Raw genomic sequence first — 25,167 nt, 5'->3', positions numbered from 1 at the left:
ACATAACCAACTTTTAACGTTCTACTTATTACTTTATACTTAAATTTGCACCGCAAAATGAAACTATGGATTACGCAGAAAATATATTAGAAACCATTGGTAATACACCTTTGGTAAAGATGAACAAGTTGGTGGAAGAATTACCGTGTTTAGTACTTGCTAAATATGAAACCTTTAACCCAGGGAATTCGGTTAAAGACCGTATGGCTTTAAAAATGATTGAAGACGCAGAAGCTGACGGACGTTTAAAGCCAGGCGGAACTATTATTGAAGGGACGTCTGGGAATACTGGAATGGGACTAGCCCTTGCTGCAGCAATTAAGGGGTACAAATGTATTTTTGTGATGGCAGATAAACAGTCTAAAGAAAAAGTAGATATTCTAAAAGCTGTTGGTGCTGAGGTTATTGTTTGTCCTACAGTAGTTGAGCCAGAAGATCCACGTAGTTACTATTCGGTATCTAAACGATTGGGTGAAGAAATACCAAATTCTTGGTATGTAAATCAATATGATAATCCAAGTAATACCAAAGCGCATTATGAGTCTACAGGTCCTGAAATTTGGAAACAAACCGATGGTAAAGTAACGCATTTTGTAGTTGGTGTTGGTACAGGAGGAACGATTTCTGGTGTAGGTAAATATTTAAAAGAACAAAACCCAAACGTTAAAGTTTGGGGAGTAGATACTTATGGTTCGGTATTTAAAAAATATCATGAAACAGGTGAATTTGATGAAAACGAAATCTATCCTTACGTGACAGAAGGTATTGGAGAGGACATCTTACCTGCCAATGTAGATTTTAGCATTATAGATGGTTTTACAAAAGTAACAGACAAAGATTCTTGTGTCTACACACAACGATTAGCTAAAGAAGAAGGCATGTTTTTAGGTAATTCCGCAGGTGCTGCTATAAAAGGTGTACTTCAATTAAAAGAACATTTTAAACCAGAGGATGTTGTTGTCGTGTTGTTTCATGACCACGGAAGTCGTTATGTAGGTAAAATGTTTAATGACGATTGGATGAGAGAGAAAGGCTACATAGAATAAAATAATTCCTATAAAGGTAAGAACCTCAATCAATTTATAAGAAAATCCTGAGTTTTGCTCAGGATTTTTTATTTTCGGTAAATGCAAGAAGACTTTCTTCATTACGTCTGGAAACATAAAGCCTTTTCAACAGTATCTCTTATGACTACGAGAGGTGAATCTATTTCTGTCTTAAAATTAGGAGAGCACAATCATAATTCGGGGCCAGATTTCTTTAATGCACAATTGAGCATCGATGGTCAATTATGGGCTGGTAATGTTGAAATTCATATAAAGTCGTCAGATTGGTATGTGCATGGGCACGAAAAAGATAAAGCCTATGACAATGTTATTTTGCATGTGGTTTGGGAACACGATACAGATATTTTTAGAAATGATAATTCCGTTATTCCAACCTTAGAATTAAAGAATTTTGTAGATGCTCATCTAATTAATAACTACAAAGAATTGCTACAATCCAAATCTTGGATTAATTGTGAAACACATTATCCTGAGGTTGATGAGTTTGTTTTAAACAACTGGTTAGAGCGCTTGTATATTGAACGTTTAGAACGAAAATCTGATGAAATTTTGAAGTTTCTCAAAGACTCTCAAAACGATTGGGAAGCAGTTTTGTTCAAAATGCTTTTAAAAAACTTTGGGCTTAAAGTCAATGGAGAAGCGTTTTTAAGTCTTGCAAATTCTTTAGATTATTCGGTTGTTAGAAAACTTCAGCATAATATATTAGATTTAGAAGCCTTACTGTTTGGCCAGGCAGGATTGTTAGAAGATGATATTCAAGAGCGATACTTTATAGATTTAAAAAAGCGTTATCAATTTTTAAAACAAAAATTTAAGCTTAATAATCAAGGAGTGTTGCCTTTGCAGTTTTTTAGATTGCGACCACCAAATTTTCCAACCATTCGTTTATCACAATTTGTAAATCTTTATGTTTTAGAACAACAATTGTTTTCAAAAATAGTAAACGCCAATACAGTTGATGAGCTATACATATTGTTTGGTAAAGGTGTTACCGAATTTTGGAGGACACATTATACTTTTAAAACAGTTTCTAAAAAATCTAAAAAAAATATTTCAAAGTCATTTATAGACTTATTAATTATCAATACCATAATTCCTTTAAAATTTAGCTATGCAAAAGCCAAGGGAGAAAATATTGAGGAAGAATTGTTCGATTTAATAAAAAATTTAAAGATTGAAAAAAATAGTATAGTCGATAAATATTTACAATTAAGAACCATCGAAAAAAATGCATTAAGCTCGCAAGCATTACTTCAATTAAAAACCTTTTACTGCGATAAAAATAATTGTTTGCAATGTGCAATTGGTAATAGCCTAATCATTAAAAATTAAGTAAATTGCGTTTATGAATTTATTCTACAAATTACTACACTATTTTCAAAAACGAGGTTATTATGTTTGCCAGCGTATTGCAGACCGTTTGGGTATAAGAGCAAAGATTGTAAGAACATCGTTTATGTATCTTACGTTTGTAACGGTGGGTTTTGGTTTTGCGTTGTATTTGTTTTTAGCGTTTTGGATGCGAATTAAGGATATAGTTTATACAAAGCGTTCTTCAGTTTTCGATTTATAATATATGAATAATCCACTAATACGACTATTTAGATCTAAGATATACACGGCATTCGTTTTGCTTTTTGTATTGATTTGTATTGGTATTATTGGGTATAGAACCATTTCTGGATTAAGCTGGATTAATGCGGTTTACATGACCGTCATAACCATAACAACAGTTGGGTTTGGTGAAGTACAGCCATTGGGTGTTCCGGCAAAAATTTTTACTATATTTCTAATTCTTGCAAGTGTGGTTATTGTTGGTTATGCCATATCAATAATAACAGAATATATTTTAAGTAGAAATAATTTCGAAGACATAAAACAACGAAAAATGCAAAAGCAAATTGAAGCCATGTCTGGTCACATTATAATTTGTGGTTTTGGGCGTAACGGAAAGCAGGCAGCTAAGAAATTACAAGACTATGGAAAACCTTACGTAATTATAGAGCGCGATAAAGATATCATAGAAAAATTACAAGAAGATGGAGTGCCTTATGTCTTTGGCAATGCTAATGAAGATGAGACTTTAATTCAGGCAGGTATAGAGCGCGCAAGTACGTTAATAACGGCTTTACCTAGCGATGCAGATAATTTGTTTGTTGTGCTTTCTGCAAGACAAATAAATAAGGATTTATGTATCATAAGTAGAGCTTCTCAAGAAACATCATATAACAAATTAAAGTTAGCAGGTGCTAATAATGTTATATTACCTGATAAAATAGGAGGAGATCATATGGCATCATTGGTTGTGATTCCAGATTTGGTGGAGTTTATAGATAATTTAGGGATTGTTGGAGAGCGTAATATTAATATTGAAGAAATTAAAGTAGAATTACTTTATGATAGTACTTATATTAAAACTATAAAAGAGCTTGATTTGAGAAATAAAACCGGTTGTACGGTAATAGGTTTCAAAGATGATAAAGGTGAGTATATTGTTAACCCAGAAGCAGAAACAAAGCTTGTTTCTGGTTCTAAAATCATAGTTTTAGGTCGCCCAGAACAAATTGAACGACTAAATTCTAAGTACAACATAGAGCAAGAAGGATAACCATTTTAACGTCCCTAGCTTTAAAAACTCGATTTTTTTTAGCATATTGTCAGCCTTTAATAACAAAAACTAACTAATACTAAACTCATGAAGAAATATCTTCTGTCTCTTTTTGCACTAATTTTACCTTTATTAAACTTTGCTCAAGAAGCCACCACATCAGAAAAAATTGATGCTGTTTTTAAAAAATATACAGGATGGTTTGTAGAGGGTATTTTTTATGAAATCCCGTTTTCAGAAGATTATAAAATACCATGGGTACTTATTGTACTTATAGGAGGTGCCTTGTTCTTTACCTTTTATTTTAAATTTATAAATATCACCGGTTTTAAAACGGCTATAAAAGTTGTTCAAGGAAAATATGAAGATATTGAAAAACATGGTGCAGATACTCTTTATGGTGATAGTACACCAAACGAAGGAGGAGATATCATTGAGACTATTAGGGATGAAGGAGCAGATGGTGAAGTATCGCATTTCCAAGCATTAACAGCTGCATTATCAGCGACTGTTGGTTTAGGAAATATTGCAGGAGTAGCTGTAGCCTTATCAATAGGTGGTCCAGGGGCAACCTTCTGGATGATTATTGCTGGTCTTTTAGGAATGGCTTCAAAGTTTGCTGAATGTACTCTAGGTGTAAAATATAGAGATGTTGGTGATGACGGAACAGTTTATGGTGGGCCAATGTACTATCTATCAAAAGGCTTAAGGTCTAAAGGTATGGGAGGTTTTGGTAAAGTTTTAGCTGTCATCTTTGCAGTCTTCGTTATTGGTGGCTCATTTGGTGGTGGAAACATGTTTCAGGCTAACCAGGCAGCAGCTCAGTTTACAAAGCTTTTTAATTTTGAAAGTGATAATGCTGGGATGTATTTTGGCTTAGTCATGGCTGCTTTAGTAGCTGTTGTTATTATTGGTGGTATTAAACGTATTGCTTCGGTAACAGAAAAAATTGTACCGTTCATGGCAGGAATTTATGTGCTTGCTGCTTTAATAATATTAGGTGCTAACTTTACACTTATTGATGATGCTTTCGCTTTAATATTTGAAGGCGCATTTTCTGGCCTAGGTATAGCAGGTGGACTTGTTGGTGTAATGATTCAAGGTATTAGAAGAGGTGCGTTTTCTAATGAAGCAGGTGTGGGTTCTGCAGCCATTGCACATTCTGCAGTTAGAACTAAATATCCAGCTAGTGAAGGTATTGTAGCCTTGTTAGAACCTTTTGTAGATACAGTTGTGATTTGTACAATGACAGCTTTAGTTATTGTTATTACAAACTTTGACGGTTCTTTTATGGAGTATGGTGTTGAGATTAAAGAAGGTGTTGAGATTACTGCGACAGCTTTTGATAGTGTTATTCCACATTTCTCAATCGTACTTACAATTGCTGTTATCTTATTTGCGTTTAGTACAATGATTTCATGGTCTTACTATGGTATGCAAGGTTGGGTTTATTTATTTGGAAAAGGAAAAGCTTCAGATTTAGCGTATAAAGTATTGTTCTTAGTATTTGTGGTTATTGGTGCTTCAATTAGCTTAGGTGCAGTTATAGATTTCTCAGATGCTATGATTTTTGCCATGGTAGTTCCAAATATTATTGGTGTAGTGTTATTGTCACCAATCATTAGAAATGAATTAAAAAAATATTATAAAGCTATTAATGTCAAGGAGGAAGCTATAGAAGAAGGAGCAGATGACTTGAACGAGGTTTTGTAAAAAAGAACTTATAAATATATGAAATCCCATTTCCAGTTTACTAATCAACAACGGAATGGGATTTTTTTATTGCTCATAATTATCATTGCAATGCAGTGTATCTATGCTTTCGTAGATTTTTCTGATGATGCCTCTTCTGTAGAAACTAATGAAATAGATACATTTAGAAAGGAGTTAGATTCACTTCGCTTAATAGAAATTGAAAATAGCAAACCAAAGATTTATCCTTTCAATCCAAATTACATCACAGATTACAAAGGTTATACTCTAGGTATGACTAACGAAGAAATTGACAGACTTCATCAATTTAGAGAAACTAATCAATGGGTTAATTCTGCAAAGCAATTTCAAGAGGTTACAAAAGTGTCAGATTCATTGCTGAATAAAATTTCACCTTACTTTAAATTTCCAGAATGGGTCACTAATCCTAAACCTAAGACAAGTAATTATAATAATTCGTTTACCAATAATAATGAGCCAAAAACTTTTAATCAAAAAATAGATTTAAATATAGCTACAGCTAGTCAACTTCAAAAAGTATATGGTGTTGGTGAAAAACTTTCAGAACGCATCATAAAGTATAGAACTAAAAATGGTGGTTTTGTAGCAGATGTAGAACTAACAGAGGTTTATGGCCTTATGCCAGAAGTGGTTGATAGAATTAAAAACGGCTTTACCGTAAAAACTCCAAGGACAATTAAAACTTATAATCTCAATACAGCAACCAGAGATGAACTCGTGCTTATTAAGTACATAGATTATGAGGTTGCTAAAAATATAATTGAAGAACGAACGCTGCGCGAAGGATTTGAATCTTTTGAGGAATTAACAAAAATTGAAGATTTTCCTATCAAAAAATTAGAGATAATTAAATTATATTTGCGATTATAAAGAAAAATATAATTTATGTCAAACATATACTTCACTGAAGAGCACAATTTGTTTAGAGAGAGCCTAAGAGATTTTTTACAAAAAGAGGTTGTGCCTCATATTGAAAAATGGGAGGAAACAGGTACTATTGAACGCTTTATCTGGAAAAAGTTTGGAGATATGGGTTACTTTGGTTTAGCCTACCCAGAACAATATGGTGGATTGGATTTAGATTTGTTTTACACAGTAATCCTTTTAGAAGAACTACAACGAATCAACTCAGGTGGCTTTGCTGCAGCAATGTGGGCTCATGCATATTTGGCAATGACCCATCTTAACAAAGAAGGGGATGATGCTATAAAGTTAAAATACCTAGCAGATAGTATTTCTGGTGATAAAATAGGTTGCCTGTGTGTTACAGAGCCATTTGGTGGTAGCGATGTGGCAGGTATGAGAACTACAGCTGTTAAAGAAGGGGATTATTATATCTTAAATGGATCTAAAACTTTCATTACTAATGGTGTTTACAGTGATTACATGGTTGTTGCTGCTAAAACTAATCCAGAGTTAGGTAATAAGGGTATTAGTATGTTTGTTGTAGATAGTGATGCAAAAGGTGTTTCGGCAACTAAATTAGATAAGTTAGGTTGGAGAGCATCAGATACTGGTGAAATAGCCTTTGATAATGTAAAAGTGCTAGCCAGTCAATTAATGGGAGAAGAAGGTAAAGGGTTTGCATACATAATGCAACATTTTGCTTTAGAAAGACTCATTATGGGAATAAATGCTCATGCCAGAGCAGAGTATGCTTTAGAGTACACATTACAATATATGTCTGAAAGAACAACCTTCGGTAAGTCGCTAGATAAATATCAGGCTTTACGTCATAGATATGTAGATATGCATGCAGATATGCAATTATGTAAACACTACAATTATATGGTTGCAGATCGCTTAGATAAGGGAGAGTATGTTGTAGAAGAGGCAACAATCTCTAAGTTAAAATCTACCAAGATGGCAGATGAGGTGGCTTATAACTGTCTGCAATTTTTAGGAGGTTATGGTTATATGGAAGAATATCCATTAGCAAGAATTTATAGAGACAGCCGTTTGGGACCTATTGGAGGAGGTACATCAGAAATTCTAAAGGAAATTCTTTCTAAAATTATTATTGATAAAAAGTCATATAAACCAGCAACATAATGAGTTGTTTTGGTGTTTTAAATCCTGCCTTGAGCAGGATTTTTTATTTCTAGGTGGTTGTTTCAATCAAAAAAAGGTAATTTTAGTTATCTAAAAAGAGGTATGAGCTTAAAAGCATTTTCAGAATATTTAGCATTAGAGAAGAATTATTCTAAACATACGGTATTAGCATACGTTAGAGACTTGGAAATGTTTCAGGAGTTTTTAAATGAAAATCACGATTCAGAACCAATTGAAAATGTTGATTATTCAGAGATCAGGCAATGGATTGTTGAGTTGGTCAATAGTGGTGTCTCAAATAGGACTATAAACAGAAAAGTATCTTCACTTAATTCGTACTATAAGTTTTTGCAGAAAGCTCAACAAATAGAGACTAATCCGTTAAGAAAACACAAAGCCTTAAAAGTGGGAAAAAAGGTGCAGTTACCTTTTTCTGAAGATGAACTAAAACGGGTTTTGGAGGATTCTATAGAAGTAATAGATTTTGAAAGCGCAAGAGATAAACTGATTATAGAGTTGTTTTATGCTACAGGCATAAGAAGAATTGAGTTAGTGAATATGAAACTATCTGATGTAGATTTAAGTAAAAAGCAAATAAAGGTGCTTGGTAAAAGGAATAAAGAACGTTATATGCCATTGCTTAGTTCTATGGTAAAATCCTTAAACACCTATTTAGGCTTTAGAAATAGTTTACCCGAAATTACAGATAAAGAGTATTTATTTTTAACAAAAAAGGGTGTTAAGATTTACGAAATGCTTGTTTATAGAATAATAAATAAGTATTTTAGTGTAGCATCCTCAAAAGCTAAATGTAGTCCACACGTATTAAGGCACTCATTTGCAACACATTTATTAAATGAAGGAGCAGATTTAAATGCAGTAAAAGAACTTCTTGGACATACCAGTTTAGCAGCAACACAAGTATATACACACAATAGTATATCCGAATTAAAAAAAGTGTATGCTAAAACGCACCCAAGAAATAAACGTTAAGAAATAAACTTAATATTATAGTAAGTATTGAAAACTATAGAATTCAATACAAATGTTAAACTTAAAAAGTAGTGTATGAAAGTAAACACCCAATCCGTTAATTTCACAGCTGACAGAAAGTTGATTGATTTCATCCAGAAGAGAATGGATAAACTAGATTTATTTTATGACAAAATAATTCAGTCCGATGTTTATTTGAAGGTCGAGAATACTAGCGATAAAGAAAACAAAGTTTTTGAAGCCAAAGTGAGTGTTCCTGGAGATAGTTTTGTTGTTAAAAAACAATGCAAAACCTTTGAAGAAGGTGCGGATATAGCCATAGCATCATTAGAGAGACAAATTAAAAAACGAAAAGAAAAATTAAGAGCTCGAATAAAAGCATAAAATTTTTCAGAAAATGTTTTGAATAAAAAAATAAAATACTACATTTGCAGTCCGTTAGAAATAGCGGGCTTTTTTACAGCAAGAAATTGTTGGTAAAAAGTACTTAAAAAGCCGATGTAGCTCAGCTGGCTAGAGCAGCTGATTTGTAATCAGCAGGTCGTGGGTTCGAGTCCCTCCATCGGCTCTAAAAACACTAAATTAAGAGGTGTTTTTTAAATTGAAATATTGAAATGAATTAGGGGAGATTCCAGAGCGGCCAAATGGGACGGACTGTAACTCCGTTGTCTTTCGACTTCGCAGGTTCGAATCCTGCTCTCCCCACTTTTTCTAAACCAAAAAATAATTTGGTTGTTTTTGAAATATTGAAACCATTAATTAAGGAAGCTTAATTATAAAAGCGGGAGTAGCTCAGTTGGTAGAGCGTCAGCCTTCCAAGCTGAATGTCGCCGGTTCGAACCCGGTCTCCCGCTCAAAAAAAACCTGCGAAGGCAGGTGTCTCTTAGTTGAGATGTTAAACACTTTACGCCGGTGTAGCTCAGGGGTAGAGCGTTTCCTTGGTAAGGAAGAGGTCACGAGTTCAAATCTCGTCATTGGCTCTTTTTTCTAAGAGAAACTTAGAATAGCAATTGAACACTAATATTAAATAAGATTAAATAAATTAAACATGGCAAAGGCAACTTTCGATCGTTCAAAACCACACTTAAATATAGGTACTATTGGACACGTAGATCACGGTAAAACAACTTTAACTGCTGCTATTACTAAAGTATTAGCTGATGCAGGTTTATCTGAAGCAAGAGCATTCGATCAAATCGATAATGCACCAGAAGAAAAAGAAAGAGGTATTACAATTAATACATCTCACGTAGAATATCAAACAGCTAATCGTCACTATGCTCACGTTGACTGTCCAGGTCACGCGGATTACGTAAAGAACATGGTTACTGGTGCTGCTCAAATGGATGGTGCTATATTAGTTGTTGCTGCAACAGATGGTCCTATGCCACAAACTCGTGAGCATATCTTACTTGGTCGTCAGGTAGGTATTCCTCGTATCGTTGTATTCATGAACAAAGTGGATATGGTTGATGATGAAGAGTTATTAGAATTAGTAGAGATGGAAATCAGAGATTTATTATCTTTCTATGAGTACGATGGTGATAATGGTCCTGTAATCGCTGGTTCTGCATTAGGTGCGTTAAACGGTGAGCAAAAGTGGGTTGATACTGTAATGGAATTAATGGAAGCTTGTGATAACTGGATCGAAGAGCCAGTACGTGATATGGATAAGCCTTTCTTAATGCCAATCGAAGATGTATTCTCAATTACAGGTCGTGGTACTGTTGCAACTGGTCGTATTGAAACTGGTGTAGCTAACACAGGTGATCCTGTTGAGATTATCGGTATGGGTGCTGAGAAATTAACTTCTACTATTACTGGTATCGAAATGTTCCGTCAAATCTTAGATAGAGGTGAAGCTGGTGATAACGCTGGTATCTTATTAAGAGGTATTGAGAAAACTCAAATCTCTAGAGGTATGGTAATCGTTAAGCCTGGTTCTGTAACTCCTCACCAAAAATTCAAAGCTGAGGTTTATATCCTTAAGAAAGAAGAAGGTGGACGTCACACTCCATTCCACAATAACTACCGTCCTCAGTTCTACGTACGTACAACTGACGTAACTGGAAACATTTCTCTTCCAGATGGTGTTGAGATGGTAATGCCTGGTGATAACTTAACTATTACTGTTGAGTTAATCCAACCAATTGCAATGAACGTAGGTTTACGTTTCGCTATCCGTGAAGGTGGTAGAACAGTTGGTGCTGGTCAGGTAACTGAGATTTTAGACTAAATAAAATAGTTAAATAAATTAGTTAAGGTGTCCTGATATTTCAGGATGCCTTGATTATTGTTTACGGGTTTAGCTCAGTTGGTAGAGCACTGGTCTCCAAAACCAGGTGTCGGGAGTTCGAGTCTCTCAACCCGTGCGAAATTAGATAACAGGTTAAAATAACCTTTAAATAATAAACAAATGGCAGGATTAATAACATATATAAAGGAATCATTCGAAGAGTTAAAAAACAATGTGTCTTGGACACCTTGGCCAGAGGCTCAAAGATTGACTGTGATTGTAGCAGTATTTTCAATTATTTTTTCTTTAGCTATTTGGGGTGTGGATACTGTTTTTAGTAAAGCGGTAAGAGCATATTTCGATTTATTAAACTAACAAAATACAACAAGGGAGATGTCAGATAAAAAGTGGTATGTTGTTAGAGCTGTAAGTGGTCAGGAAAACAAAATTAAAGCCTACATAGAGAACGAAATCGCAAGATTAGGTTTAGAAGACTATGTAGACCAAGTTTTAGTTCCTACTGAAAAAGTTATTCAAATCCGTAATGGTAAGAAAATAAACAAAGAGAAAGTTTATTTCCCTGGATATATAATGATACAGGCCAACTTAAGTGGTGAGATTCCTCATATTATAAAATCAATTACTAATGTTATTGGTTTTTTAGGTGAAACAAAAGGAGGTGATCCTGTGCCATTGAGACAATCTGAAGTTAACAGAATGTTAGGTAAGGTAGATGAGTTGTCAATAGAAGCGGATGCTAATATTGCAATTCCATTTACAAAAGGTGAAACTGTAAAAGTTATCGATGGACCATTCAATGGTTTTGATGGTACTATCGAAAAAATATTTGAAGAAAAGCGTAAACTTGAAGTAATGGTGAAAATTTTCGGAAGAAAGACACCATTAGAGTTAAGTTATATGCAAGTTGAAAAGTTATAATAATTGTTACAATAAAGATAGCGTTAGTCTAAGCTTCCAACATAGACAAGCGCACTAAATTTTAAAAAATGGCAAAAGAACTAGACAAAGTAGTTAAGTTACAAGTTCGGGGAGGTGCTGCGAATCCATCGCCACCGGTTGGACCCGCTTTAGGTGCCGCTGGAGTTAATATCATGGAGTTCTGTAAGCAGTTTAATGCTAGAACCCAAGATAAACAAGGTAAGGTATTACCAGTAGTAATATCAGTTTACAAAGACAAATCTTTTGAATTTGTAATTAAAACACCACCAGCTGCAGTACAATTATTAGAAGCGGCCAAAGTAAAGAAAGGATCTGGAGAACCTAACCGACGTAAAGTAGCAAAAGTAACTTGGGATCAAGTTAAAGCAATTGCAGAAGATAAAATGCAAGATTTAAATGCATTCGAAATCGGATCAGCTATGAAAATGGTAGCTGGTACTGCAAGATCGATGGGTATCACTGTTAAAGGAGGTGAAGCTCCAAACTAAATTTTTACAAATGGCAAGATTAACAAGAAAGCAAAAAGAAGCAAGAGCTAAAGTTGATAAAAATAAACTTTACTCTTTAGAAGAAGCTTCAGCTTTACTAAAAGAAATCACATACACTAAGTTTGATGCTTCAGTAGATTTAGCAGTAAGATTAGGTGTAGATCCACGTAAAGCCAATCAAATGGTTCGTGGTGTAGTTTCTTTACCACATGGTACAGGTAAAGATATGAAGGTTCTTGCATTAGTTACTCCAGATAAAGAAGCAGAAGCTAAAGAAGCTGGTGCTGATTATGTTGGATTAGACGAATACTTACAAAAAATTAAAGACGGTTGGACAGACGTTGACGTTATCGTTACTATGCCAAGCGTTATGGGTAAGTTAGGACCATTAGGTAGAGTATTAGGACCAAGAGGTCTTATGCCAAACCCTAAGACAGGAACAGTAACTATGGATATAGGAAAAGCTGTTAGCGAAGTAAAAGCTGGTAAAATTGACTTTAAAGTAGATAAAACAGGTATTGTACATGCTCCAATAGGAAAAGCGTCTTTTAGCGCTGATAAATTAGTTGGTAACGCAAACGAATTGTTAACTACTTTAATGAAGTTAAAACCAACTGCAGCTAAAGGTACATACATGAAGAGTATATACATGTCAAGTACTATGAGTCCAAGTATCTCAATAGACACAAAAATAGGATAGTAGTTAAACTTAGAATATTATGACAAGAGAAGAAAAATCGGTAGTAATTGAAGAGTTGACTGCTCAATTAGCAGATAATACTAATATCTATTTAACAGATATCTCAGGATTAGACGCAGCAACAACTTCAAATTTAAGAAGAGCTTGTTTCAAATCTAACATTAAGTTAGCTGTTGTAAAGAATACACTTTTAGAGAAAGCTATGGAAGCATCGGAAAAAGATTTCGGTGATTTACCAACGACTTTAAAAGGAAACACTTCTGTAATGTATTCTGAAACAGGAAATGCTCCTGCAAAGGTTATAAAAGAATTTCGTAAGAAATCAGAGAAACCTTTATTAAAAGGTGCTTTCATTGAAGAAGCAATTTACATTGGCGATGATTTATTAGACACATTAGTTGAAATTAAGTCTAGAGAAGAATTACTTGGCGAGATTGTTACATTGTTACAATCGCCTGCTAAGAATGTTATCTCTGCACTTAAATCGAGTGGAGGTACAATCGCTGGTTTAGTTAAAACATTATCTGAAAGAGAAGGATAATTAACAAGAACACACTTAGAAATTAAAATAAAAAAACACACATTAAAACAATAGAAAAATGGCAGATTTAAAAGATTTCGCAGAACAATTAGTTAACTTAACAGTAAAAGAAGTTAACGAATTAGCTACTATATTAAAAGACGAGTACGGTATTGAGCCTGCTGCTGCTGCAGTTGCAGTTGCTGCTGGTGCTGGTGCTGCAGGTGGTGGAGACGCTGCTGAAGAAAAATCAGAATTTGATGTAGTATTAAAGTCAGCAGGTGCTTCTAAATTAGCAGTTGTAAAATTAGTTAAGGAATTAACTGGTTTAGGCTTAAAAGAAGCTAAAGGTTTAGTAGATGAGGCACCAAGTACAATTAAAGAAGGTGTTTCTAAAGATGAAGCTGAAGGCTTAAAATCTTCTTTAGAAGAAGCTGGAGCTGAGGTTGAGCTTAAGTAAGCTCAGCTTAACCTACAATATATGGTTTAGGTCTGGAGAGTCCCTCTAAGACCTAAACCCTTTTGTGTATATAAACGCTATATACATATTTTAGTTTTTATTTAATAAAAATCTCGTTCATCAATGTTAGCAAAAAAGGCTGAAAGAATTAATTTCTCTTCTATTGTAAATAGAACAGATTACCCAGACTTTTTGGATATTCAAATTAAATCCTTCCAGGATTTTTTCCAATTAGAAACAAAGTCAGAAGCAAGAGAAAATGAAGGGTTATACAACACCTTCATGGAAAACTTCCCTATTACAGATACTCGTAATCAATTTGTATTAGAATTTTTAGATTACTTTATCGATCCTCCTCGCTACACCATAGAAGAGTGTATAGAAAGAGGATTAACATACAGTGTTCCCTTAAAAGCTAGATTAAAGTTATACTGTACAGATCCTGAACACGAAGATTTTGAAACGATTGTTCAAGATGTTTATTTAGGTACAATTCCATACATGACGCCTAGTGGTACTTTTTGTATCAATGGTGCTGAGCGTGTAGTTGTATCTCAGTTACACCGTTCACCTGGTGTATTCTTTAGCCAGTCATTCCATGCTAATGGTACTAAGTTATATTCTGCAAGAGTAATTCCTTTTAAAGGGTCTTGGATAGAATTTGCTACAGATATCAATAGTGTGATGTACGCTTACATTGATAGAAAGAAAAAATTACCAGTTACAACGCTTTTCCGTGCTATCGGTTTTGAGCGTGATAAAGATATTTTAGAAATCTTTGATCTTGCAGAAGAAGTGAAAGTTTCTAAATCTGGTTTAAAGAAAGTTATCGGTCGTAAACTTGCTGCACGTGTACTTAACACTTGGCACGAAGATTTCGTAGACGAGGATACAGGTGAAGTTGTATCTATTGAGCGTAACGAAATTGTATTAGATCGTGACACAATCGTAGACAAAGACAATATTGAAGAAATCCTTGAAGCAGGTGTAAAAACAATTCTTTTACACAAAGAAAGTGCACAACAAGGAGATTACGCAATTATTCACAATACATTACAAAAAGATCCAACAAACTCTGAAAAAGAAGCTGTTGAACATATCTACCGTCAATTACGTAATGCAGAGCCGCCAGATGAGGAAACTGCACGTGGTATAATTGATAAATTATTCTTCTCAGACCAACGTTACTCTTTAGGTGAAGTAGGTCGTTATAGAATGAACAAGAAATTAGGTTTAGATATTGGAATGGATAAGCAAGTTCTTACCAAAGAAGATATCATAACCATCATAAAATATTTAATTGAGCTTATTAATTCTAAAGCAGAGATTGATGATATCGATCACTTATCTAACCGTCGTGTACGTACAGTAGGTGAGCAGTTATCTTCTCAGTTTGGTGTTGGTTTAGCTCGTATGGCACGTACTATTCGCGAGCGTATGAACGTTCGTGATAACGAAGTGTTTACTCCAATAGATTTGATTAATGCTAAGACATTATCGTCTGTAATTAATTCTTTCTTTGGTACAAACCAGTTATCTCAGTTTATGGATCAAACCAATCCATTAGCAGAGATTACTCACAAGCGTCGTTTATCAGCATTAGGACCAGGTGGTCTTTCAAGAGAAAGAGCTGGTTTCGAGGTACGTGACGTTCACTATACGCATTACGGACGTCTATGTCCTATTGAAACACCTGAAGGTCCAAACATTGGTTTGATATCTTCATTAGGTGTATATGCGAAGGTAAACTCAATGGGATTCATTGAAACTCCGTATAGAAAAGTAGAAAATGGTGTAGTTGATATTAAAAACGCACCAACATATTTAAGTGCAGAGGAAGAGGAAGAAATGATGATTGCTCAAGCAACGGTAGAAGTTGATGACAAAGGTAAAATTCAGCATGATAAAGTAATTGCACGTCAAGAGGGTGATTTCCCTGTGATTGAGCCAACAAGTGTAAATTACACGGATGTTGCACCAAACCAAATTGCTTCTATTTCGGCATCTTTAATTCCATTCTTAGAGCATGATGATGCAAACCGTGCATTAATGGGATCTAACATGATGCGTCAGGCAGTTCCATTATTAAGACCTGAAGCACCAATCGTTGGTACTGGTTTAGAGCGTCAAGTAGCATCAGATTCTAGAGTATTAATAAATGCTGAAGGAGAAGGTGTTGTTGAGTATGTAGATGCTCAAAAAATCGTAATCAAGTACGAGCGTACAGAAGAAGAAGCTATGGTAAGCTTTGATAGCGATGTTAAAGAATACCCATTAGTAAAATTCAGAAAAACAAACCAAGGTACTTCTATTAACTTAAAACCAATTGTTAGAAAAGGAGATAAAGTTTCTAAAGGTCAGGTTTTATGTGAAGGTTATGCAACTCAAAATGGTGAATTAGCACTTGGTAGAAATATGAAAGTAGCCTTTATGCCTTGGAAAGGGTATAACTTTGAGGATGCGATTGTAATTTCTGAAAAAGTTGTTCGTGATGATATCTTTACATCTATCCATATCGATGAGTACTCTCTAGAAGTTAGAGATACAAAATTAGGTAACGAAGAGTTAACTAATGATATACCAAATGTTTCAGAAGAGGCTACTAAAGACTTAGATGAAAACGGTATGATTCGTGTTGGTGCTGAGATTAAGCCAGGTGATATCTTAATTGGTAAGATTACACCAAAAGGTGAGTCTGATCCAACACCAGAAGAAAAATTACTTCGTGCGATTTTCGGTGATAAAGCAGGTGATGTAAAAGATGCATCTTTAAAAGCATCTCCATCATTAAATGGTGTAGTAATCGACAAGAAGTTATTTGCTAGAGCCGTAAAAGATAAGCGTAAGAGAGCTCAAGATAAAGAAGATATCGAGAAGTTAGAAGATGCTTATGATAACCGTTTTGATGACTTAAAAGCAATTTTAGTCGAAAAACTTTTTAATATCGTTAACGGTAAAACTGCACAAGGAATCTATAATGATTTAGGTGAAGAAATTATACCAAAAGGTAAAAAGTATACCTTAAAAATGTTAAATGCTGTAGATGATTATACGCACTTAACATCTGGTAAATGGACAACTGATGATCATACAAATGAACTTGTTGCAGATTTAATCCACAACTATAAGATTAAAGAAAATGATCTTCAAGGATCATTAAGACGTGAGAAGTTTACAATCTCTGTAGGTGATGAATTACCAGCAGGTATCATAAAGCTTGCTAAAGTTTACATCGCTAAGAAACGTAAACTAAAAGTAGGTGATAAGATGGCAGGTCGTCACGGTAACAAAGGTATTGTTGCGCGTATTGTTCGTCAAGAAGATATGCCATTCTTAGAAGATGGAACACCTGTAGATATCGTATTAAATCCACTTGGTGTACCTTCTCGTATGAACATTGGTCAGATTTATGAAACCGTATTAGGTTGGGCAGGTCAGAAGTTAAACAGAACTTATGCAACTCCAATTTTTGATGGTGCAACATTAGATCAGATTAATGGCTTTACAGATGAAGCTGGTGTACCAAGATTTGGTCATACCTATTTATATGATGGTGGTACAGGAGATCGTTTTGACCAACCTGCAACAGTAGGTGTAATCTATATGATTAAGTTAGGTCACATGATTGACGATAAGATGCACGCACGTTCTATAGGTCCTTACTCATTAATTACACAGCAACCATTAGGTGGTAAAGCACAATTTGGTGGTCAGCGTTTTGGTGAGATGGAGGTATGGGCACTTGAAGCTTATGGTGCATCAAGTACTTTACGTGAGATCTTAACTGTAAAATCAGATGACGTAATTGGTAGAGCTAAAACTTACGAAGCTATCGTTAAGGGTGAGCCAATGCCAGAACCTGGACTTCCAGAATCATTCAACGTACTTATGCACGAATTGAAAGGTTTAGGATTGGATATTAGATTAGAAGAATAAAAAAATAGTAGGCAGTCGTCAGTATACAGTTAAAGATGTATACTGAAGACTGAAGACTGAATACTATAAAATAACATGGCAAGAAAACAAGATAAGAATACAGTACAGAAATTTAATAAAATTTCTATTGGTTTAGCATCTCCAGAATCTGTTTTGGCAGCTTCTCGCGGTGAAGTATTAAAGCCAGAGACTATCAATTATCGAACTCACAAACCTGAACGTGATGGTTTGTTCTGTGAGCGTATTTTTGGTCCTGTAAAGGATTTTGAGTGTGCTTGTGGTAAATATAAAAGAATACGTTACAAGGGTATTGTTTGTGACCGTTGTGGTGTAGAAGTAACAGAAAAGAAAGTACGTAGAGACAGAGTAGGACATATTAACTTAGTTGTTCCTGTGGCTCATATCTGGTACTTCCGTTCATTACCAAACAAAATAGGTTACCTTCTTGGATTACCATCTAAGAAATTAGATATGATCATTTATTACGAACGTTACGTGGTTATTCAACCAGGTAATGCAATGAATGCAGAAGGTGAGCCAGTACAGAAAATGGATTTCTTAACAGAAGAAGAATATCTTAATATTTTAGAATCTCTTCCACAAGAAAACCAATATTTAGAAGACACAGACCCTAATAAGTTCATCGCTAAAATGGGTGCTGAGTGTCTTATCGATTTATTAGCTAGAATTGACTTAGATCAGTTGTCTTACGAATTAAGACACAAAGCTAATAACGAAACGTCTAAGCAACGTAAAACAGAAGCTTTAAAGCGTCTTCAAGTTGTTGAAGCTTTTAGAGAGTCTAACGAAAATAGAGAGAACAGACCAGAGTGGATGATTATGAAGGCTGTTCCTGTAATTCCACCAGAATTAAGACCGTTAGTGCCATTAGATGGTGGACGTTTTGCAACTTCAGATTTAAATGATCTTTACCGTCGTGTAATTATCCGTAACAATCGTCTTAAGAGATTAGTTGAGATAAAAGCACCAGAAGTGATTTTACGTAATGAAAAGCGTATGTTACAAGAATCAGTAGATTCATTATTTGATAACACACGTAAGTCATCTGCTGTAAAAACAGATTCTAACAGACCATTAAAATCTTTATCAGATTCATTAAAAGGTAAGCAAGGACGTTTCCGTCAAAACTTACTTGGTAAACGTGTTGATTACTCTGCACGTTCTGTAATTGTTGTAGGACCAGAATTAAAATTATTCGAGTGTGGATTGCCAAAAAATATGGCAGCAGAGCTTTACAAGCCTTTCATCATTAGAAAATTAATTGAAAGAGGTATTGTAAAAACTGTAAAATCTGCAAAGAAAATTATAGATAGAAAAGAGCCTGTTGTTTGGGATATCTTAGAGAATGTACTTAAAGGACATCCAGTATTACTAAACCGTGCTCCTACGCTTCACAGACTTGGTATCCAAGCATTCCAGCCAAAACTTATCGAAGGTAAAGCGATTCAGTTACACCCATTAGTGTGTACGGCATTTAACGCGGATTTCGATGGTGACCAAATGGCGGTGCATTTACCATTAGGACCAGAAGCAATCTTAGAAGCGCAACTTTTAATGTTGGCTTCTCACAACATATTAAACCCTGCAAACGGTTCTCCTGTAACAGTACCTTCTCAGGATATGGTACTTGGTCTTTATTATATGACTAAGTTACGTAAGACTGATGATACTTATACTGTTAAAGGTGAAGGGTTAACATTCTACTCTCCAGAAGAAGTAACAATTGCTTACAATGAGAAGAAAGTTGATCTTAACGCAGGTATTAAAGTAAGAACTAAGGACTTTAATGAAGAAGGAGAGTTAACTACTCAAATCATTGAGACGACTGTTGGTCGTGTGCTTTTCAACGAAAAAGTGCCAGAAGCAGCAGGTTATATTAATGAGGTATTAACTAAGAAATCTTTAAGAGATATTATTGGTAATATCTTAAAAGTAACTTCTGTACCTGAGACGGCTGAGTTCTTAGATGAAATCAAGACTTTAGGATATAAGTTTGCATTCCAAGGTGGATTATCTTTCAGTTTAGGTGATATTATTATACCTAAAGAAAAGCACGCTATGATTGATGCAGCCAACAAGCAAGTTGATGGTATTATGGGTAACTATAACATGGGACTTATTACCAACAACGAACGTTATAACCAAGTTATCGATATCTGGACATCGACAAACGCTGAATTAACTGAATTGTCTATGAAGCGTATCCGTGAAGATCAACAAGGATTTAACTCAGTATTTATGATGTTAGATTCTGGAGCTCGTGGATCTAAAGAACAGATTCGTCAGTTAACTGGTATGCGTGGTTTGATGGCTAAGCCTAAGAAATCTAATGCAGGTGGAGGTGAAATTATTGAAAACCCTATTCTTTCTAACTTTAAAGAAGGTCTTTCAATTTTAGAATACTTTATCTCTACTCACGGTGCTCGTAAAGGTCTTGCGGATACGGCTCTTAAAACTGCCGATGCAGGTTACTTAACACGTCGTTTGGTTGATGTTTCACAAGATGTTATCGTTTACGAAGAAGATTGTGGTACATTAAGAGGTATCGAAGTTTCTGCATTGAAGAAGAATGAAGAAGTTGTAGAAAAATTAGAAGCTAGAATTGTTGGTAGAACATCATTAAATGATGTTTACGATCCATTAACAGAGGAGTTAATTGTTGAAGCAGGAGGTCACATAAATGATGCAATCGCTAAGCAAATAGGTGATTCTGCAATCGAATCTATAGAAGTACGCTCACCATTATCTTGTGAGGCTAAAAAAGGTATTTGTGTTAAATGTTATGGTCGTAACCTTGCTACTGGTAAAATGGTACAACGAGGTGAGGCAGTTGGTGTAGTTGCTGCTCAATCTATTGGCGAGCCTGGTACACAGCTTACATTACGTACATTCCACGTAGGTGGTATTGCTGGTAACATTTCTGAAGAGAATAAATTAACTGTGAAGTTTGATGGTATCGCTGAAATCGATGACCTTAAAACTGTTAAGACAAAAGATAATGAAGGAAACGAAGTAGATGTTGTTATCTCTAGAACTTCAGAATTAAAATTAACTGATGCTAAAACAGGTATTGTTTTAAGTACAAATAATATTCCTTACGGTTCTCATATCTTCGTTAAGCCAGGTGCTAAAGTGAAGAAAGGTGATGTAATATGTCAATGGGATCCATATAACGGTGTAATTATTTCAGAATTTGCTGGTAAAGTGAAGTATGAAAACATCGAGCAAGGTGTAACATACCAAGTAGAAATTGATGAACAAACAGGTTTCCAAGAGAAAGTAATTTCAGAATCTAGAAACAAGAAGTTGATTCCAACATTATTGATTGAAGATTCTAAAGGTGAAACTATCCGTTCTTACAACTTACCAGTAGGTGCACACATAATGATTGATGATGGTGATAAAATTGAAGTAGGTAAGATTTTAGTTAAGATACCTCGTAAATCTGCTAAAGCTGGTGACATTACAGGTGGTCTTCCTCGTGTAACTGAGTTATTCGAAGCACGTAACCCATCTAACCCAGCTGTTGTAAGTGAGATTGATGGTGTGGTATCATTTGGTAAAATTAAGCGTGGTAACCGTGAAATCATCATTGAGTCTAAGTTAGGTGAGGTTAAAAAATACTTAGTGAAATTATCTAATCAGATTCTTGTACAAGAAAATGATTACGTAAAAGCAGGTATGCCATTATCTGATGGTTCTGTAACACCAAATGACATTCTTAACATTAAAGGCCCATCGGCTGTACAGCAATACTTAGTAAACGAGGTACAAGAAGTATACCGTTTACAAGGTGTAAAGATTAACGATAAGCACTTCGAAGTTGTTGTAAGACAAATGATGCGTAAAGTTAGAATTATGGATTCTGGTGATACTATTTTCTTAGAGAACCAATTAGTTCATAAATCAGATTTCATTGAAGAAAATGATAAGATTTTTGGAATGAAAGTAGTTGAAGATGCTGGTGATTCTGAGAACTTAAAATCAGGTCAAATCGTAACTGTACGTCAGTTAAGAGATGAAAATTCTAGCTTAAGAAGAGAAGACAAAAACCTAGTATCGGCTAGAGATGCACAACCTGCAACTGCAACGCCAATATTACAAGGTATTACAAGAGCTTCGCTTCAAACTAAGTCATTTATTTCTGCGGCATCGTTCCAGGAAACTACAAAAGTTCTTAACGAAGCGGCTGTAAATGGTAAGATTGATACTTTAGAAGGGCTTAAAGAAAATGTTATTGTTGGACACAGAATACCAGCTGGTACAGGTGTTAGAGAATACGATAACATTATTGTAGGTTCTAAAGAAGAGTTTGATCAGATGATGAAAGCTAAAGAAGAAATGAACTTCAACTAGGAGTTTGTTATTCCTGCGAAGGTAGGAACGTAAATAATAAAAGCCTTCATTCTATTATAGTTTGAAGGCTTTTTAATTTTAAATTAAATAATATGTCAGAAGAAAAAAAGAATCCAAAAAAAGGACAAATAAATATAGAGTTAGACGAAAAGGTTGCCGAAGGTACATATTCTAACTTAGCAATTATTAATCATTCTGTTTCAGAATTTGTTGTGGACTTTGTTAGTATTATGCCAGGTACTCCAAAAAGTAAAGTTAAGTCTAGGATAATTTTAACACCACAACATGCTAAACGTTTACTTAAAGCTTTAGGTGATAATGTAGCTCGATTTGAAAAAGCACATGGTGAAATCAAAGATTACGAGCAACCACCAATTCCATTAAATTTTGGACCAACAGGTCAGGCTTAAATATAGAATTTGTGGTTAGAGAAATGTTTCCATTTGTCAACCACCAATTCCATTAAATTTTGGGCCAACTGGTCAAGTATAATTACGTATTAAAATTATCTATTTAAGATATTTTTTATATTGATAAAATTAATTGAAAACTAATGAATTTTATGCTCTTAAATGTCCTTTAAAATAATTTTTATAGTGTCTGTAAGTAATATTGTTTTAGAAGGCTTAAATCGCTTAAAATTCGTTATTTGCTGTTTTATGCGTAATAATCGTGGAAAAATAAAAAATCCTTGCAGTGTTTTACTACAAGGATTTTTTATTACTTAAAAGTAAGCTTTCTAGGCTACATCTTTTTGATTAAGATGATACTTTAATGCACCAGATGGACATTTTTTAATCTGATTTACAATCACATCTGTTTGCGCACCATCTAAATCAATCCATGGAATTACCGAATTTCTAAATACTTCAGAAAGTTGTTTAGCGCAAATGCCAGCATTTACGCAACAACGTGGTTCGTAGGTTACAGTAATTTCTTTATTACTGAAAACGTTTGCATTTACATCCATAATAGATAGATTAGTTTGGGGTTAATCTTATTATCAGATAAAATTATTGACACTCAATAGTAATTAAATCATCGATAAAAATCAAATAATATCGACAAAAAGCAATTTAATTTAACTAAAAAGAAAAACTTTCTTACATTTTTATTCAAACTCAGAAGTCATGTGAAAAGTAATACTTGGGTATTTTTGTTGTGTCATTTGTAGCGTAAACATTGAGTCTGCTAAAAATACTAATTGATTTTGTTTGTCTCTGGCCAAATAGCGCTGTTTTACTCTTAAAAAGTCTTTAAACTCATCACTCTTTTCATTATCTGTTTGTACCCAACAGGCCTTGTGCACATTAAGATTTTCATAAGTACATTTAGCACCATACTCATGTTCTAACCTATATTGAATAACTTCATATTGTAATGCACCAACAGTACCTATGACTTTACGTCCATTATAATCTAATGTAAATAACTGAGCAACACCTTCATCCATTAATTGGTCAATACCTTTATAAAGCTGCTTAGCTTTCATTGGGTCCGCATTATTAATGTATCTAAAATGCTCTGGTGAAAAACTTGGAATACCTTTATAATTAAGTACTTCACCTTCTGTTAAAGTATCACCAATTTTAAAGTTACCTGAGTCTTGTAGCCCAACAATGTCACCAGGATAAGAGATATCTACAATCTCTTTTTTTTCTGCAAAAAAAGCATTTGGGCTAGAGAATTTTAGCTTTTTATCGTGTCTTACATGTAGGTAAGGTGTGTTTCGTTTAAACTCTCCAGATACAATTTTAACAAAGGCCAATCGGTTTCTATGATTAGGATCCATATTAGCATGGATCTTAAATACAAAACCAGAGAACTGTTTTTCGTCAGGTTGTACAAGGCGTTCTTCACTTTGTTTAGCCCTTGGCTTTGGTGCAATTTCTATGAAACAATCAAGCAGTTCGCGTACACCAAAATTATTTAAAGCAGAACCAAAAAATACAGGTTGCAAATTACCGCTTAGATAAGCTTCTTTATCAAACTCAGGATAGATACCTTCAACTAGTTCTATTTCATCTCTTAGTGTTTGAGCAGCTTTATTACCAACGAGTTTATCCAATTCTTCAGAGTTTAAATCTGAAATTTCAACTGTGTCATTAATATGTTGTTTGCTATCTCCTTTAAAAAGATTAACGTTCTTTTCCCATATGTTATAAATACCTTTAAACTCGTAACCCATACCTATTGGGAAACTTAAGGGAGTAACTTTTAGTCCAAGTTTTTGCTCAACTTCATCCAGTAAATCAAAAGCGTCCTTACCCTCACGATCTAACTTGTTGATGAATACAATCATTGGAATATTGCGCATTCTACAAACTTCAACCAATTTTTCAGTTTGCTCCTCAACACCCTTGGCAACATCAATAACTACTATAACACTATCTACAGCCGTTAATGTTCTAAAAGTATCTTCAGCGAAATCCTTATGACCAGGTGTATCTAGAATATTAATTTTAATACCATCATATTCAAAAGCTAAGACAGAGGTAGCAACAGAGATACCACGTTGACGCTCTATTTCCATAAAGTCACTAGTAGCTCCCTTCTTTATTTTGTTGCTTTTTACAGCCCCAGCTTCTTGTATTGCACCACCAAAAAGAAGTAGTTTTTCTGTTAGTGTAGTTTTACCTGCATCTGGATGAGATATAATACCAAATGTTCTTCTTCTGTTTATTTCTTCTTTAAAACTCATATATTAAATAAAGTTGCAAAATTAAAATAAACAATAACATTATATTTTATAAATGTAAATAATCTTGATTTTATGCAGTTCTATTGTTATAAAAGGGAAAATTTGTCAATTCATCGATTTTTTAATTCCAATAATTTTTCTCTAACTAACTTTCAGACAATTATGAATTAGTAATCTTTAATTAGTATTACTATAGAATGTGTCCCAAATCAATAGTTTACTTGTAACAAATGAAGTCGGTTAATAGCAATTCCTTCTTTTTTTATATAGTTAAGTACTAACATTAAGTTTGTTGGGTTACTTTTTATAGTTTGATATGACGTGCCTTTGTATAG

Annotated in this window: 21 protein-coding genes and 5 tRNA genes; 24 read left to right on the top strand and 2 right to left on the bottom strand. The window is 34.3% G+C overall.

What is annotated here, in order from left to right; genetic code table 11:
• Positions 1-65: 65 nt before the first annotated feature.
• The 24 genes from MST30_RS01240 to MST30_RS01125 all read left to right on the top strand — a co-directional run bounded on the left by MST30_RS01240 (position 66) and on the right by MST30_RS01125 (position 22,541).
• Complete coding sequence (locus tag MST30_RS01240; protein ID WP_243472593.1) at positions 66-1,046, top strand: PLP-dependent cysteine synthase family protein; 981 nt, start codon at positions 66-68, stop codon at positions 1,044-1,046.
• A gap of 81 nt (positions 1,047-1,127) precedes the next feature.
• Positions 1,128-2,399: a DUF2851 family protein gene (locus tag MST30_RS01235; RefSeq protein WP_243472592.1), complete on the top strand. Its 1,272-nt coding sequence runs from the start codon at positions 1,128-1,130 to the stop codon at positions 2,397-2,399.
• 13 nt (positions 2,400-2,412) lie between these two features.
• Positions 2,413-2,640, top strand: coding sequence for a PspC domain-containing protein (locus tag MST30_RS01230; protein WP_243472591.1), 228 nt, complete (start codon positions 2,413-2,415; stop codon positions 2,638-2,640).
• A gap of 3 nt (positions 2,641-2,643) precedes the next feature.
• A complete protein-coding gene (locus tag MST30_RS01225) occupies positions 2,644-3,675 on the top strand; it encodes a potassium channel family protein (protein WP_243472590.1) in 1,032 nt (343 codons plus the stop codon).
• A gap of 87 nt (positions 3,676-3,762) precedes the next feature.
• Positions 3,763-5,388, top strand: a complete 1,626-nt coding sequence (locus MST30_RS01220) for an alanine/glycine:cation symporter family protein (RefSeq protein WP_243472589.1) — start codon at positions 3,763-3,765, stop codon at positions 5,386-5,388.
• Between the two features lie 18 nt (positions 5,389-5,406).
• Positions 5,407-6,279, top strand: coding sequence for a ComEA family DNA-binding protein (locus tag MST30_RS01215; RefSeq protein ID WP_243472588.1), 873 nt, complete (start codon positions 5,407-5,409; stop codon positions 6,277-6,279).
• Positions 6,280-6,294: 15 nt separating this feature from the next.
• Positions 6,295-7,461 carry an acyl-CoA dehydrogenase family protein gene (locus tag MST30_RS01210; RefSeq protein ID WP_243472587.1) on the top strand — a complete coding sequence of 389 codons (1,167 nt, stop codon included), beginning with the start codon at positions 6,295-6,297 and terminating at the stop codon, positions 7,459-7,461.
• 102 nt (positions 7,462-7,563) lie between these two features.
• Positions 7,564-8,454: a tyrosine-type recombinase/integrase gene (locus MST30_RS01205; protein WP_243472586.1), complete on the top strand. Its 891-nt coding sequence runs from the start codon at positions 7,564-7,566 to the stop codon at positions 8,452-8,454.
• Positions 8,455-8,529: 75 nt separating this feature from the next.
• Complete coding sequence (gene hpf, locus MST30_RS01200) at positions 8,530-8,838, top strand: ribosome hibernation-promoting factor, HPF/YfiA family (RefSeq protein ID WP_243472585.1); 309 nt, start codon at positions 8,530-8,532, stop codon at positions 8,836-8,838.
• A 110-nt stretch (positions 8,839-8,948) separates the two neighbouring features.
• Positions 8,949-9,022, top strand: a tRNA-Thr gene (locus tag MST30_RS01195).
• 54 nt (positions 9,023-9,076) lie between these two features.
• Positions 9,077-9,159 (top strand) — tRNA-Tyr (locus MST30_RS01190).
• 76 nt (positions 9,160-9,235) lie between these two features.
• Positions 9,236-9,308 (top strand) — tRNA-Gly (locus MST30_RS01185).
• Between the two features lie 54 nt (positions 9,309-9,362).
• A tRNA-Thr gene (locus MST30_RS01180) sits at positions 9,363-9,434 on the top strand.
• 68 nt (positions 9,435-9,502) lie between these two features.
• Positions 9,503-10,690, top strand: coding sequence for an elongation factor Tu (gene tuf, locus MST30_RS01175; RefSeq protein WP_243472584.1), 1,188 nt, complete (start codon positions 9,503-9,505; stop codon positions 10,688-10,690).
• A gap of 63 nt (positions 10,691-10,753) precedes the next feature.
• Positions 10,754-10,826, top strand: a tRNA-Trp gene (locus tag MST30_RS01170).
• A 44-nt stretch (positions 10,827-10,870) separates the two neighbouring features.
• Positions 10,871-11,065, top strand: a complete 195-nt coding sequence (gene secE, locus MST30_RS01165; RefSeq protein ID WP_243472583.1) for a preprotein translocase subunit SecE — start codon at positions 10,871-10,873, stop codon at positions 11,063-11,065.
• An 18-nt stretch (positions 11,066-11,083) separates the two neighbouring features.
• On the top strand, positions 11,084-11,629 hold the full coding sequence (gene nusG, locus MST30_RS01160; RefSeq protein WP_243472582.1) for a transcription termination/antitermination protein NusG: 546 nt from the start codon (positions 11,084-11,086) through the stop codon (positions 11,627-11,629).
• A gap of 68 nt (positions 11,630-11,697) precedes the next feature.
• Positions 11,698-12,138: a 50S ribosomal protein L11 gene (gene rplK, locus MST30_RS01155; RefSeq protein ID WP_243472581.1), complete on the top strand. Its 441-nt coding sequence runs from the start codon at positions 11,698-11,700 to the stop codon at positions 12,136-12,138.
• Positions 12,139-12,148: 10 nt separating this feature from the next.
• The gene (rplA, locus tag MST30_RS01150; RefSeq protein WP_243472580.1) at positions 12,149-12,838 is read left to right on the top strand and encodes a 50S ribosomal protein L1; all 690 of its coding nucleotides are present in this window, start codon (positions 12,149-12,151) and stop codon (positions 12,836-12,838) included.
• Positions 12,839-12,857: 19 nt separating this feature from the next.
• A complete protein-coding gene (gene rplJ / locus MST30_RS01145) occupies positions 12,858-13,379 on the top strand; it encodes a 50S ribosomal protein L10 (RefSeq protein ID WP_243472579.1) in 522 nt (173 codons plus the stop codon).
• Between the two features lie 58 nt (positions 13,380-13,437).
• Entirely contained in the window at positions 13,438-13,818 is a 381-nt protein-coding gene (gene rplL, locus MST30_RS01140) for a 50S ribosomal protein L7/L12 (protein WP_243472578.1), read from the top strand.
• Positions 13,819-13,941: 123 nt separating this feature from the next.
• A complete protein-coding gene (gene rpoB, locus MST30_RS01135) occupies positions 13,942-17,754 on the top strand; it encodes a DNA-directed RNA polymerase subunit beta (protein ID WP_243472577.1) in 3,813 nt (1,270 codons plus the stop codon).
• Between the two features lie 75 nt (positions 17,755-17,829).
• Positions 17,830-22,131 (top strand): DNA-directed RNA polymerase subunit beta', encoded by a 4,302-nt coding sequence (rpoC, locus tag MST30_RS01130; RefSeq protein ID WP_243472576.1) that lies wholly within the window; start codon positions 17,830-17,832, stop codon positions 22,129-22,131.
• A gap of 92 nt (positions 22,132-22,223) precedes the next feature.
• On the top strand, positions 22,224-22,541 hold the full coding sequence (locus MST30_RS01125) for a DUF3467 domain-containing protein (protein WP_076617118.1): 318 nt from the start codon (positions 22,224-22,226) through the stop codon (positions 22,539-22,541).
• A gap of 329 nt (positions 22,542-22,870) precedes the next feature.
• Here MST30_RS01125 and MST30_RS01120 read toward each other — a convergent pair whose 3' ends face one another.
• Both MST30_RS01120 and MST30_RS01115 read right to left on the bottom strand, forming a co-directional pair.
• Positions 22,871-23,101 (bottom strand): (4Fe-4S)-binding protein, encoded by a 231-nt coding sequence (locus MST30_RS01120; protein ID WP_243472575.1) that lies wholly within the window; start codon positions 23,099-23,101, stop codon positions 22,871-22,873.
• A 141-nt stretch (positions 23,102-23,242) separates the two neighbouring features.
• Positions 23,243-24,832, bottom strand: coding sequence for a peptide chain release factor 3 (locus MST30_RS01115; protein ID WP_243472574.1), 1,590 nt, complete (start codon positions 24,830-24,832; stop codon positions 23,243-23,245).
• Between the last annotated feature and the right edge of the window lie 335 nt (positions 24,833-25,167).

Origin of the sequence: Winogradskyella sp. MH6 (assembly GCF_022810765.1) — a bacterium.
Taxonomy (GTDB): domain Bacteria; phylum Bacteroidota; class Bacteroidia; order Flavobacteriales; family Flavobacteriaceae; genus Winogradskyella.
Note: the sequence above shows the minus strand (reverse complement) of the source record. Positions and strands in the feature narration are given on the sequence as shown.

What these genes read in the sequence shown, in the direction of transcription:
- MST30_RS01240 (WP_243472593.1), top strand. Translation starts at nt 66, where the DNA reads ATGGATTACGCAGAAAATATATTAGAAACCATTGGTAATACACCTTTG.
- MST30_RS01235 (WP_243472592.1), top strand. Translation starts at nt 1,128, where the DNA reads ATGCAAGAAGACTTTCTTCATTACGTCTGGAAACATAAAGCCTTTTCA.
- MST30_RS01230 (WP_243472591.1), top strand. Translation starts at nt 2,413, where the DNA reads ATGAATTTATTCTACAAATTACTACACTATTTTCAAAAACGAGGTTAT.
- MST30_RS01225 (WP_243472590.1), top strand. Translation starts at nt 2,644, where the DNA reads ATGAATAATCCACTAATACGACTATTTAGATCTAAGATATACACGGCA.
- MST30_RS01220 (WP_243472589.1), top strand. Translation starts at nt 3,763, where the DNA reads ATGAAGAAATATCTTCTGTCTCTTTTTGCACTAATTTTACCTTTATTA.
- MST30_RS01215 (WP_243472588.1), top strand. Translation starts at nt 5,407, where the DNA reads ATGAAATCCCATTTCCAGTTTACTAATCAACAACGGAATGGGATTTTT.
- MST30_RS01210 (WP_243472587.1), top strand. Translation starts at nt 6,295, where the DNA reads ATGTCAAACATATACTTCACTGAAGAGCACAATTTGTTTAGAGAGAGC.
- MST30_RS01205 (WP_243472586.1), top strand. Translation starts at nt 7,564, where the DNA reads ATGAGCTTAAAAGCATTTTCAGAATATTTAGCATTAGAGAAGAATTAT.
- hpf (WP_243472585.1), top strand. Translation starts at nt 8,530, where the DNA reads ATGAAAGTAAACACCCAATCCGTTAATTTCACAGCTGACAGAAAGTTG.
- tuf (WP_243472584.1), top strand. Translation starts at nt 9,503, where the DNA reads ATGGCAAAGGCAACTTTCGATCGTTCAAAACCACACTTAAATATAGGT.
- secE (WP_243472583.1), top strand. Translation starts at nt 10,871, where the DNA reads ATGGCAGGATTAATAACATATATAAAGGAATCATTCGAAGAGTTAAAA.
- nusG (WP_243472582.1), top strand. Translation starts at nt 11,084, where the DNA reads ATGTCAGATAAAAAGTGGTATGTTGTTAGAGCTGTAAGTGGTCAGGAA.
- rplK (WP_243472581.1), top strand. Translation starts at nt 11,698, where the DNA reads ATGGCAAAAGAACTAGACAAAGTAGTTAAGTTACAAGTTCGGGGAGGT.
- rplA (WP_243472580.1), top strand. Translation starts at nt 12,149, where the DNA reads ATGGCAAGATTAACAAGAAAGCAAAAAGAAGCAAGAGCTAAAGTTGAT.
- rplJ (WP_243472579.1), top strand. Translation starts at nt 12,858, where the DNA reads ATGACAAGAGAAGAAAAATCGGTAGTAATTGAAGAGTTGACTGCTCAA.
- rplL (WP_243472578.1), top strand. Translation starts at nt 13,438, where the DNA reads ATGGCAGATTTAAAAGATTTCGCAGAACAATTAGTTAACTTAACAGTA.
- rpoB (WP_243472577.1), top strand. Translation starts at nt 13,942, where the DNA reads ATGTTAGCAAAAAAGGCTGAAAGAATTAATTTCTCTTCTATTGTAAAT.
- rpoC (WP_243472576.1), top strand. Translation starts at nt 17,830, where the DNA reads ATGGCAAGAAAACAAGATAAGAATACAGTACAGAAATTTAATAAAATT.
- MST30_RS01125 (WP_076617118.1), top strand. Translation starts at nt 22,224, where the DNA reads ATGTCAGAAGAAAAAAAGAATCCAAAAAAAGGACAAATAAATATAGAG.
- MST30_RS01120 (WP_243472575.1), bottom strand. Translation starts at nt 23,101, where the DNA reads ATGGATGTAAATGCAAACGTTTTCAGTAATAAAGAAATTACTGTAACC.
- MST30_RS01115 (WP_243472574.1), bottom strand. Translation starts at nt 24,832, where the DNA reads ATGAGTTTTAAAGAAGAAATAAACAGAAGAAGAACATTTGGTATTATA.